Raw genomic sequence first — 10310 nt, forward strand, 5'->3', positions numbered from 1 at the left:
GGTGGTGCAGCCGCAACAGCATTGGCAACGGCAGCAGCAGGCGCGGGAATTGGTGCAGCAGCTGGTGGAGTTTCAGGTGGACTTGTAGGTTTAGGAATTCCTGAAAACCGTGCCAAAGTCTACAACGACCGCTTAAACAGGGGCGACTACCTGATTATTGTGGATGGTACAGACGATGAAGTCCGTCGTGCAGAAGCCATTCTCAGACGTCATGGCATTCAAGAGTTTGATACCTTTGATGCCGCCGACACAACAGGCGTTCATCACCGGGATGCTGATAGAGATATTCGCCACGACGCACCCGTAGTCAATACCACATCTACCGAACATGGAGTAGGGTACGACAAAGACGATCCTGCAGTCATCATTGTTGACCATCGGAACGAGAAAGTTTAAGAGCGTTAGTGGTTAGTGGTTAGTTGTTAGTTGTTAATAGCTACTAACCAATGTACGGGCGCAATGCCTTGCGCCCCTACTAACCACCAACAAACAACCATTAACTATTACCAAGGATTGATTCAAAATGAAAAAGTTTATTCCCTTCGTATTTGGTTCCCTTTTAGTTTTTGGTGCAGCTGCTTGTAGTCCCGATGTTTCCAAGAGTAGTTCAGAAGCTCCTAACAGTACTAACGAAGCAGCAAAAGCGCCCGCACCAGAAGCAACAGATGCTGCACTCAAGGATGCACAAAGCCCACTTCGTAGAGACCAACTGAATTCTGACATTAGATCTCGCGAACAGCGTAATAATACCTTGAATGATGGTAAGGTGGCAAACAGATCTGAAGACGATTTAGAAAGCGAGGTTCGCTCTAAGTTAGAAGCTAATATCCCTAACGGTCAGTTAACTGTTGAAGCCGAAGATAACGGAGCCGTCACAGTTGCCGGAACTGTTACAAATCAGGAGCAACTTAACAAGATTGAACCTTTGGCAAAGCAAATCAAAGGTGTAACCAGTGTAGTTAATAAAGCAAAAGTAGCTAAGCCATAAAGCTAGCAAGTTGGAAAAAGTCAAAAGTCAAAAAATATTGCCGATTAAATATTTATTTTGACTTTTGAATTATTGTAATAATAGTAGCTTAATAGAGGAAGAGTATGGAAACTGACGTACAGCAACTACAACCCCTTGATGACGTTCCAGATACAACCTCATCCACTCCTATAGCAGCAATTGAAGGTACAAAGCCAAATCAGCCATTGTTACCACCATCTGTTGCGAAATCTCAAGAAAAATGGCAAGAAATTGGAGAACAAGTTTCACAGTTTTTAGCCGATATACCAAATGTTATTGGTAAATTTTTTAATCAATATCGGCAATTAATTGTTACTATTGTTTTGATTGCTGCCACAATTGTTACAGCCAGAGTCATTCTGGCAATCCTTGATGCGATTAATGATATCCCGTTACTAATTCCAATTTTTGAATTAATTGGAATTAGTTATACAACGTGGTTTGTTTTTCGTTATCTTCTTAAAGAATCAACTAGACAAGAGTTAGCAGAACAAATTCAATCTATCAAAAATGACATTTTAGGAACTCAAAATTCATAACTACTGAGTTATTTTGACAATAGATTTCAAGACTTGTTTTTTGTCAGGAATGCTTAGTTGAATGTTCTTGGTCAAGTAAAAGCAGAATGTTTTACTTGACCATTTTGTTATTACTGTTTTATTCTACATCAAATGTCAGGAGGTGTCGGGAAATGTCGGGGGAATTATTGCCCTAGGTCAAACTCCTTGGACGCTCTAAAATTACCAATTTTCGTAGGTGGGGCTATGCCCTACAACAGCAAACGGTGGGCAGTGCCCTCTAAAATTACCAATTTTCGTAGGTGAGGTTATGCCCTACAACCAACAGCAAACGGTGGGCAGTGCCCACCCTACGTCTTTAGATAATCTTCTGGCGGGAAGAAGGAGATACCCGGAGGGTCACTGAAAAATGCTGAGCCCTAAGCTTTGAGATATAGCCTCAACAAAAGCAATTGCAGCGATAGGGTTACCTACATTATCCAGCGCTGGGCTGTAGCATGCGAGCGCACCACGATTCGGTATTGGTGCTAACAATGCGCCACCGATCCCAGATTTCATAGGTAGACCGATCTGTAAAGCAGATTGAGAAGAAGATTCATACAACCCGCAAGTTAACATTAATGCATTTACATTGCGGCGACACTGGGTTGCGACTCTTTCATTTTCACAAGCTAAAAGCAAACCCAGACGGGCTAAATCTTCTACCGTCCCCGATAAACAGCATATTTGCTCGTAAGTATCAAGAGCTTGTTCTATATCCTTAACATACCCCGATTGAGCGAGATAACGGGCAATATCTTGATTGACTTGAGAATTTACCAAACGCACGGAAGCCAGCATTATCTCGTCTAACTCAAGTTGACACCCAGCTTGCTGATTCAACCACTGACACAAATTTTTAGTGCGATCGCTTGCACTGTTTCCTGGCAATTTATCAGCAAGAGTAATAGCTCCACTATTAATCATAGGATTGCGAGGTCTTCCATTATCTTTGATTAGTTGCTCTAAAGAATTAAATGAAGCATCGGATGGTTCAACCCCAACCCACTGAAAAACTTTTTCCGCTCCGAAACTTTGTAGCAAATACAGTAGCGAAAACGGTTTAATTGCGCTCATAAGCGGAAAAACACAAGAAGTCTCGCCATCGCTATAAACTTGCCCATTTGCAGAAAGAATGCAAACTGCAAATGAATTTGTATCAGCCAAAGCCAGTTGTGGAATGCGATCGATAACTTTTCCTTTACGTGCAAAAGCTCGAGCCTGCTGCACCCAAGCGGACAACTCAGTCGAGGTTAAAGTTTCCAATCCTCTCATAAATAGTTTGAAAGTAGGGCATTGGGCATTGGGCAATGGGCATGGAAAATTATTTTCATGTTTGGTTGTAGTAATTTTCCCATAAATAATTTTCTGGAAAACAGAGCGTAGGTAGGGCTAAAGCCCACCAATATTGAACGGTGGGTAATGCTACTTTATACTTTATACTTCATACTTTATACTTCCAATGATGCCTCGTGTTAGAGCACCAGAACTCCCTCAAAATCAACTCTGGTTGAATGCGGACAAACCATTGTCTCTTCAAGAACTAAGGGGTAGAGTTGTTATTCTAGACTTTTGGACGTACTGTTGTATCAATTGCTTACACATCCTGCCAGATCTAAAATATCTAGAACAAAAATATAAAGATAGCTTGACAGTTATTGGCGTACATAGTGCTAAATTTGACAATGAGAAGGAAAGCGAAAACATCCGCCAAGCAATTTTACGTTACGACATCGAACACCCCGTTTTAGTGGATAGCGGTTTTAGGGTTTGGCAAGAGTATGCTGTGCGTGCTTGGCCAACATTAATTGCGATCGATCCAGAAGGTTATGTAATTGGTTCGGTATCTGGTGAAGGCAATCGTGAGGTTTTAGATGAACTCATAAAAAAGTTAATTCTCCAACATCAAGAGAAAGGCACTATTAATTTCCAAGAACTCAGCCTTACTCTAGAAAAACAGCGCCAACCTCTTGTGACTCCCTTAGCCTTTCCCGGCAAAGTTCTCGCTAAACAACAGAAATTGTTTATTGCTGATTCCGGACATCATCGTCTTGTTATAAGTCATGTAGATGGGCAAATTTTGCACGTAATTGGTACTGGAGAACCTGGATTAACGAATGGTTCTTTCAACCAATGTCAGTTTTCAGCACCACAAGGAATGGCATTTGATGCAGAAAATCAACTTTTGTATGTAGCAGATACAGAAAATCATGCACTCAGAAGAGTCGATTTCAAACACCAGATTGTAGAAACTATTGCTGGGACAGGAAAACAAAGCCGTAATATTCGTCCTCATAGTGGAGTTGCAATAGAAACAGCGTTGAACTCCCCTTGGGATCTGCAAAAAATTGGAAATAGCTTATTTATTGCCATGACTGGTTCTCATCAAATTTGGGAAATGAATTTGGAAACTGGTATTGTGAGAACTTATGCTGGTACTGGTGCAGAAGCTTGTGTTGATGGCACGTTAACCGAGTCTGTCTTTGCTCAACCAAGCGGGATCGCAACAGATGGACAAGATTTATATGTTGCTGACAGTGAAGGAAGTACGATTCGGGCTGTAGGACTGGTGGAACCTTTAACAGTCAGGACTGTTTGCGGTAGTGGTGACTTATTCGGTTTTGGTGATATTGACGGACAAGGTTTTGATGTCAGGTTGCAGCATTGTTTGGGAGTCGAATACGCCCAAAATTTCTTGTGGGTAGCGGATACCTACAACCACAAGATTAAACTCGTTAATCCCCAAAGTGGTAATTGTCAAACCATTCTTGGAGATGGTGTAGCAGGTTTGCAGGATGGGGAAGGTAAAAATACTCGTTTTTCCGAACCTTCAGGGCTAAGTGTTATGGATTCTGAATTATACATTGCTGATACAAACAATCACGCTATTCGTCGTGTACAATTAAATACTTTGACAGTAATAACACTGCAATTCCCTAATCTCTGCTCTCCAAATCTTTGCATTCCAAATTAGTTAATAATAAGGGGTTGAAATTACCTCCTAACATTATTTAAGAACTATTATGAGCATGATTTTACATATCACTCAAAAAGAACAGTGGGAACGAGCAAAACTTGATGGAGTTTATCGCGGAGATACCCTTGATTCTGAGGGTTTTATCCACTGTTCCAAACCAACACAAGTTATAAAAGTCGCAAATACCTTGTTTTATAATCAACAAGGATTGGTACTTCTTTATATTGATTCTCATAAGGTTAGCTCGGAAATTCGTTATGAAGGAGTTGAAGAAGGCGAACAATTTCCTCATATTTATGGGATTTTGAATGTTGATGCAGTGACACAGGTGATTGATTTTGAGCCTGGTGAAGATGGTTTTTTTGAGTTAGGCTAAAACATATTGAGTTTGCAAAAAAATTAAAACTCTCTAAAAAATATTTCAAAATTTTTTGTAGTACGGGCTTCTAGCCCGCCACTAATACAGAACGGGCGGGGACGCTCCGCAGTCGCACGCCACTTGCGGGACTCGGGGGGAACCCTCCGCAGTCGCCTCAACTCTTGGAACCCCCGCACGGTGAGCCAGCGCTGCAGGAGGGTTTCCCTCCGAAGGCGACTGGCGAACCCCGAAGGGGCGCTGCTCTCCGCAACGCAGTGGCTCCTCAACGGGGGGCTTTGGGGTCCCCTCTGGGGAACTCGGGGCCCCCACGAAGTGGGGATAAGGGGCAAGGGGGAGACCCCCGCACAGCGCTGCTCTCCGTTCCACAAGATTCCATAAAATGGACAATTTATTTCTTGGAAATAGTTAAGGAGAGAAAGAATATGGAAGAGAATGACTTTGAGGTAGGAGAGTACGTAGAGATCGTGGCTATGTTGTTGGATTTACAATTGAAGGATGAGTATCGAGATGGGGTGGTGGCAAATTTTGAGAGAATTATGGCGATCGCTCTAGTTGTCAATGAGTTTCCTTTACCAGAGGAATTAGAAGTTTCTACGGAGTTTCACCCATGATGGGGAAGAATTAGTGACTCACTATAATTAAGCAAATACACTGCAATATAAATCTTACTTCCACGCTTAAGATATGGAGAAATTGTGCAGTGGAAAAATTGTTATGGAAAATTGGAAAATTTCTGATTCTGGTCATTCAACAGGTGCAGGTAAACTGTTGATGCTTTTGCTGAAGTTGCGTCTGGGATTTAGTTTTGTTGCTCTCATGTTTTCTATAGTAGAACTTACAGTACCAGCGATTTATCAATTATTGGTTACCCTTGATGGTTTGCAAGCAATGGTGGCATTTCTTGTCATCTTGAGTTCCTCTTTGACTTTTCTTGTTTGGTTACACCGTTTTCATGCCGATCTCAAAGAAGTCTTTCCAGAGTACCCAATTACTCCATGGGGAGCCATAGCTCGATTTGTTATTCCGTTTTATAGTCTTTGGGGAATTTGGAAAACCCTGTCTACCTTTGCTGACCGATTACTACCTGAAGGTGGCGATTTGACAAGTTTGAGCCATCAGTTACGGTCCTGTATACCATTCCTATACGCTTTCACAATAATTTCTAACACCCTAGGTCGTATAATACTAAGCAGCAATTCGCGAGAACCAGTTTCACCTTGGCTGTCATTTCTTGCTTCTACTGTGGAGGTAGGTCTGGTTTTGACGTTGCTACAGTTAACAAAAATTATGCAGTCTGCATTGACTCAAAAAACTAAACGGGCGCTCATATAAATTTCTCCTATGGATGATGCTGTGGCAATAGCAACTGCTGTAAAAAGCGGTCAGATCGGAGCGGTGGAGGTTGTCAAATCAGCTTTGGCAAAAATTGCAGACCGAGATGGAGAACTGAATTGTTTTACTGCTGTAACGGCTGATGCTGCTTTGGCAGATGCAGAACGAATTGATAGGGAAGTTGCTCTAGGTCATCCAATTGGTTCTTTGGCTGGTGTCCCTTTCGCTGTGAAAAATTTGTTTGATATTGCTGGACTCACAACACTAGCAGGTGCAAAAATTAATGCTGAAAATCCTCCGGCGACAAGAGATGCAACGGCAGTCTTCAAGTTGAAACAAGCGGGTGCTGTTCTTGTGGGTGCTTTGAATATGGATGAGTACGCTTATGGGTTTGTCACTGAAAATGCACATTATGGCGCTACTCGCAATCCCCACGATCGCACGCGGATAGCTGGAGGTTCTTCGGGTGGTTCAGCGGCGGCGGTTGCATCTGGCTTAGTTCCTTTGACTTTGGGTTCTGATACAAATGGTTCTATCCGCGTACCTGCAGCGTTATGCGGCGTTTTTGGTTTGAAACCAACTTATGGAAGGCTTTCTCGCGCTGGTGTCGCTTTATTTTCTAGCAGTTTAGACCATATTGGTCCGTTTGCTCGTTCGGTACGGGATATTGCTACGGTGTTTGATATGTTGCAAGGAGATGACGAGCGAGATCCTGTTTGTACAAAGCGTCCTCCCGAACCATGTTTCCCTCAGATCGATCGCGGGATTGAGGGTTTAAGAATTGCTATTGCAGGAGAATATTTTGCTAAAGGAGCGAGCTTGGAAGCATTGGAAGCAGTGCAAGAAGTTGCTGATATTTTAGGAGTGACGGAGCAGATTGCAATACCTGAAGCTCATCGTGCTAGGGCTGCAGCATTTGTAATTACAGCTTGTGAAGGTGCAAATTTACATTTGGAAAAATTACGCTTTCGTCCCCAAGATTTCGATCCCGCAACACGCGATCGCTTTCTTGCTGGTGCATTAATACCTAGTAGCTGGTACATTCAAGCCCAACGATTTAGGAGATGGTATCGAGATAAAGTGCGAGAAATCTTTCAAAAGGTAGATGTTATTCTTGTACCCACTACTCCTATTTCTGCTCCCTTAATTGGTCAGCAAACCATGACACTAGACGAAGAAGAAATTCTTGTCCGTCCTCATTTAGGATTATTTACTCAACCGTTATCTTTTATTGGATTACCTGTTTTATCAGTTCCAATCCATCGTCCAAATACTCTACCCTTGGGCGTGCAGTTAATAGCAGCGCCTTATCGTGAAGCTTCGCTCTTACGGGTTGCAAGAGTACTGGAGGTAGAAAAACTACTCTACCAAACCGTGCTTAATTGCATAACGGACTAACTCAGCACGATTGCTTGTTGTTGTTTTTCTCAATAAACTACTGACGTACTTTTCGACAGTCCGAGGACTGAGATGTAGCTGTTGCCCCATTTCCGCATTGGAAAGACCGTGAGTTAAAAGCTCTAAAACTTCTTGTTCTCTTGAGGTTAACTCAGAAAATATTTGAGATTTTTGAAGATCTGTCACCTGTGAGTAGCGAACATCCACAGGTTTTGTAGAAATGGAAGCTCCCACATTTTCTTGTTGGGGAAAACGGTATTCAGATTGGATGATTTGCGATCGCTCTAAGAGATTGCGAATTGCTGCTGCTAACTCTTCTAATTCAAAAGGCTTGGGCAAGTAAATATCGCATCCTGATTGGTATCCCAGGATTCTTTCTTGAGTTTTTGTTCGCGCTGTTAGCAGAATCACAGGCAGCAACCGGAAAGAAGGTTGCTGCCGAACTCGCCGCACTAGTTCGTAACCGTTCATTTGTGGCATGACAATATCAGTGACTATTAAATCGGGATGGTATTGTTCTACCATCGCCAAAGCCTCTTGACCGTCATTTGCCGTAATTACTGAATAGCCAGACAGTTCAAGATAATCGCTGATAGACAGACGAGTGCCCAGATCGTCATCCACTACAAGGATCTTCAAGGGCATGGACAGTACACCCCTAGCATTTTTTATCAATAAGTTTGCTCGCTCAAGCACTATCAATAAATACAGATAAAAATAGTACTCCTATGTTTCATACTATGACATGATTCTCAGTGAATCACTTCTCAATAGTATATTTGCTGGTTCTAACTTAAAATTATTAAGCTAGGTTTGCACTATAACGAACGCAAATAACCGTTTGCACGCTTTTATATCTTTTCCTGTATCACTGGTGATACAGGAAAAGATATATTTAATCGAATACATACCAACTTATATCGAGTCCATTAACTCTGGAGAATTAAGTATAAATCTCTAGTACAGTTTGGCAGAAATCAAAGAAATAAGAATATACGTAAGACTTCGGCACTCCTGTAAATTGTATCAAGAATTTTTTGCTTTATCTTGGTAGATCCACTTCAGAGAGGGAACTTATTTGCATTCTACACTACAAGAGTTTCTGATTCGACCAGCAGCTACAGAAAACTGGGATGCTTGCTAACGGTAATAATTCGCACTGCTATTTTAGCATATCAGCAACTGAAGTTTTGATTTGCGATCGGAAAGTTTGTGTAATTTTATTCTTGGGACTGAGGTACGAGAGATCGAGCGTTGAGCATAGAATATACTTTGAGCAGTACTACCTGGATGACTCGCGAGTTAACAAGAGTATTTTGCTGACCACATCTATAATTAGTTAATCAAAGTATAGTTGGATAATTGATTATGACAGGAAAAGGACAAGGATTTGGCTTCGGCTTGGGCAAAATGAAAGAATTGGCTGACGCTTTTAAAAAAGCACAGCAGGTTCAAGAAGGCGCAAAGCGACTTCAAGATGAATTAGAGCAAATGGAAATTCAGGGAGAAGCAGGCGGTGGTTTGGTCAAGGTGATCGTTAGCGGTAACCAAGAACCAAGACGAGTAGAAATTTCTCCAAACGCCATTAATGAAGGAGCAGAAGTCCTCTCAGAGCTTGTAACGGCGGCAATGAAAGACGCTTATTACAAATCTACAGCAACAATGCGCGAACGCATGGAAGAACTCACTAGTGGTCTGGAACTTCCTGGATTCCAGTAATTTTGTCATTTGTTCATTGTCCTTTGTCATTAGAATACGACTAATGACAAATGACTAATGATTAATGACACTTATGCCTTATAAAGTGCTGTTTGTTTGCCTGGGAAATATCTGTCGCTCTCCATCGGCGGAAAATATAATGAATCATCTCATTAACCAGGCTGGGTTAAGCGAAAGCATTATTTGTGACTCTGCTGGTACATCTAGCTATCATATTGGCAGCCCCCCCGATGCGAGGATGAGTGCTGCCGCTTTTCAAAAGTTACAAATTAAATTGAGGGGTCGAGGACGTCAGTTTCAAAAGTCAGACTTTGAAATTTTTGACATGATTCTAGCCATGGATAGAGAGAATTATGAGGATATCCTTTCTCTTGAGCGAACTGGTAAGTATCACCACAAAGTCCACTTAATGTGTGATTTTTGCTCTAGGCATACTCTTAAAGAAGTCCCCGATCCCTACTATGGTGGTTCGGAGGGATTCGATCGAGTGATTGACTTACTTGTTGATGCTTGTGAAGGGCTGTTGAAAGCAGTGACCAGTAAGCAGTGACCAGTAAGCAGTGACCAGTGACCAGTGACCAGTGACTAGTCCTCTCGTTCCCAGGCTCTGCCTGGGAATGCAGCCTACGAGGCTGTGCCTCGCACCTTTTGGCTAAACATTAGGAGGGAGTTAAGATGAAACAATTGTCACCCCGATCGCGAACAATGCAAAGTTAGGTGGCCAATACAACCTACGCCTTGATTTTCGAGGCGGAGCCTCTAACAAAGGCATTCCCAGGCAGAGCCTGGGAACGAGGGTGGTCACTGGTGAGTCCAGTCCTGCAGAAAGGTCTCCTTTCGTAGGGAACTGGCGAACCCGGAGGGTCACTGGTGAGTCCAGTCCTGCAGAAAGGTCTCCTTTCGTAGGGAACTGGCGAACCCGGAGGGTCACTGGTGAGT

The 10310-nt window shown here is 42.5% G+C and carries 12 protein-coding genes and 1 pseudogene; 10 read left to right on the plus strand and 3 right to left on the minus strand.

The features are described from left to right. The 3 genes and pseudogenes from ACKTT2_RS01740 to ACKTT2_RS01750 all read left to right on the plus strand — a co-directional run. Positions 1–396, plus strand: a pseudogene (locus ACKTT2_RS01740) (hypothetical protein); the annotation flags it as partial. Between the two features lie 127 nt (positions 397–523). Then, entirely contained in the window at positions 524–988 is a 465-nt protein-coding gene (locus tag ACKTT2_RS01745) for a BON domain-containing protein (RefSeq protein WP_407883340.1), read from the plus strand. Between the two features lie 104 nt (positions 989–1092). Next, positions 1093–1548, plus strand: coding sequence for a CAAD domain-containing protein (locus tag ACKTT2_RS01750; RefSeq protein WP_407883342.1), 456 nt, complete (start codon positions 1093–1095; stop codon positions 1546–1548). A gap of 378 nt (positions 1549–1926) precedes the next feature. On the opposite strand, the gene ACKTT2_RS01755 is transcribed toward ACKTT2_RS01750, so the two are convergent. Beyond that, positions 1927–2841 carry a glutaminase gene (locus ACKTT2_RS01755; protein WP_407883344.1) on the minus strand — a complete coding sequence of 305 codons (915 nt, stop codon included), beginning with the start codon at positions 2839–2841 and terminating at the stop codon, positions 1927–1929. 187 nt (positions 2842–3028) lie between these two features. Between ACKTT2_RS01755 and ACKTT2_RS01760 the strand changes: the two genes are divergently transcribed. The 5 genes from ACKTT2_RS01760 to ACKTT2_RS01780 all read left to right on the plus strand — a co-directional run bounded on the left by ACKTT2_RS01760 (position 3029) and on the right by ACKTT2_RS01780 (position 7652). After that, positions 3029–4540 carry a thioredoxin-like domain-containing protein gene (locus tag ACKTT2_RS01760; RefSeq protein ID WP_407883346.1) on the plus strand — a complete coding sequence of 504 codons (1512 nt, stop codon included), beginning with the start codon at positions 3029–3031 and terminating at the stop codon, positions 4538–4540. A gap of 49 nt (positions 4541–4589) precedes the next feature. Beyond that, complete coding sequence (locus ACKTT2_RS01765; RefSeq protein WP_407883348.1) at positions 4590–4919, plus strand: DUF952 domain-containing protein; 330 nt, start codon at positions 4590–4592, stop codon at positions 4917–4919. A 425-nt stretch (positions 4920–5344) separates the two neighbouring features. After that, on the plus strand, positions 5345–5533 hold the full coding sequence (locus tag ACKTT2_RS01770; RefSeq protein WP_407883350.1) for a DUF4089 domain-containing protein: 189 nt from the start codon (positions 5345–5347) through the stop codon (positions 5531–5533). A 103-nt stretch (positions 5534–5636) separates the two neighbouring features. Then, the gene (locus tag ACKTT2_RS01775) at positions 5637–6254 is read left to right on the plus strand and encodes a hypothetical protein (protein WP_407883352.1); all 618 of its coding nucleotides are present in this window, start codon (positions 5637–5639) and stop codon (positions 6252–6254) included. Between the two features lie 9 nt (positions 6255–6263). After that, positions 6264–7652, plus strand: a complete 1389-nt coding sequence (locus tag ACKTT2_RS01780) for an AtzE family amidohydrolase (protein WP_407883354.1) — start codon at positions 6264–6266, stop codon at positions 7650–7652. Here ACKTT2_RS01780 and ACKTT2_RS01785 read toward each other — a convergent pair. Then, positions 7614–8297 carry a response regulator transcription factor gene (locus ACKTT2_RS01785; protein WP_407883356.1) on the minus strand — a complete coding sequence of 228 codons (684 nt, stop codon included), beginning with the start codon at positions 8295–8297 and terminating at the stop codon, positions 7614–7616. The genes ACKTT2_RS01780 and ACKTT2_RS01785 overlap by 39 nt on opposite strands. Positions 8298–9020: 723 nt before the next feature. On the opposite strand from ACKTT2_RS01785, the gene ACKTT2_RS01790 reads away from it, so the two are divergent. Together ACKTT2_RS01790 and ACKTT2_RS01795 are read left to right on the plus strand one after the other, a co-directional pair. Continuing rightward, positions 9021–9371, plus strand: coding sequence for a YbaB/EbfC family nucleoid-associated protein (locus ACKTT2_RS01790; protein WP_407883358.1), 351 nt, complete (start codon positions 9021–9023; stop codon positions 9369–9371). Positions 9372–9444: 73 nt separating this feature from the next. Then, a complete protein-coding gene (locus ACKTT2_RS01795) occupies positions 9445–9921 on the plus strand; it encodes a low molecular weight protein-tyrosine-phosphatase (RefSeq protein ID WP_407883362.1) in 477 nt (158 codons plus the stop codon). Positions 9922–10041: 120 nt separating this feature from the next. On the opposite strand, the gene ACKTT2_RS01800 is transcribed toward ACKTT2_RS01795, so the two are convergent. Further along, positions 10042–10310 (minus strand): hypothetical protein (locus tag ACKTT2_RS01800; protein ID WP_407883360.1); only part of this gene is annotated, 269 nt, incomplete at its 5' end.

The sequence above is a fragment of the Scytonema hankhaensis NUACC26 genome (genome assembly GCF_045865695.1).
In the GTDB taxonomy this organism is placed as follows: domain Bacteria; phylum Cyanobacteriota; class Cyanobacteriia; order Cyanobacteriales; family Nostocaceae; genus Scytonema.